Annotated in this window: 1 protein-coding gene; it reads left to right on the top strand. The window is 35.8% G+C overall.

Features of this window, described 5'->3' with window-relative positions; all coding sequences use genetic code 11:
- Positions 1–345 precede the first annotated feature (345 nt).
- The coding region (locus ELS83_RS21760; RefSeq protein ID WP_171597637.1) for a transposase at positions 346–623 on the top strand (278 nt) is incomplete at its 3' end.

The following is a 623-nucleotide window of genomic DNA, read 5'->3' as shown; positions in this document are numbered from 1 at the left end:
CCCCAGATGGCGCGAGTTTGCACAGCCCGCTAGTTCGAGTTTGTAACTCGGACTCTGCGAAGCAGTAAATAAGAAAAACCCAACCCACTTGCAGTAAAATGTAAGTGGGTTTTTTGTTGAGCATAAAGCCCCAGATGGCGCGAGTATGCACTACCCGCTAGTTCGAGTTTGCTCCCAGATAGCTATCGGGATCGGACTCTGCGWAGCAGTAAATAAGAAAAAAACCAACCCACTTGCAGTAAAATGTAAGTGGGTTTTTTACTTAAAAATAAAACGAYAACAAAATTCCTTTTAAGTTAAATTAACTATTTCTATCTTAATTGAGCAATTGAAAAGGAGAGTAGTTTGAGTAGAAAGTATAAATTTTACAATAGAGAAGGCTTGTAYTTTGTAAGTTTTGCAACGGTATATTGGATAGATGTATTTGTTCGTGAGCAATATTTTGCAGTCATTACAGAAAGCTTAGAATATTGTTGTAAGCATAAAGGTATGTGTCTTTTTGCTTATTGTATCATGCCAAGTCATTTGCATTTAATATTTAATGATGGAGATTCTAATCCTGGTAAATTGCTTAAGGAGTTTAAAGTCTATTCATCAAAGCAAATTCAAAAAACGATAGAAGA

This window comes from Marinifilum caeruleilacunae (genome assembly GCF_013141825.1).
Classification (GTDB): Bacteria; Bacteroidota; Bacteroidia; order Bacteroidales; family Marinifilaceae; genus Marinifilum; species Marinifilum caeruleilacunae.
The sequence above is the reverse complement of the archived record's forward strand: the minus strand, read 5'-3'. Positions and strand labels throughout refer to the sequence as shown.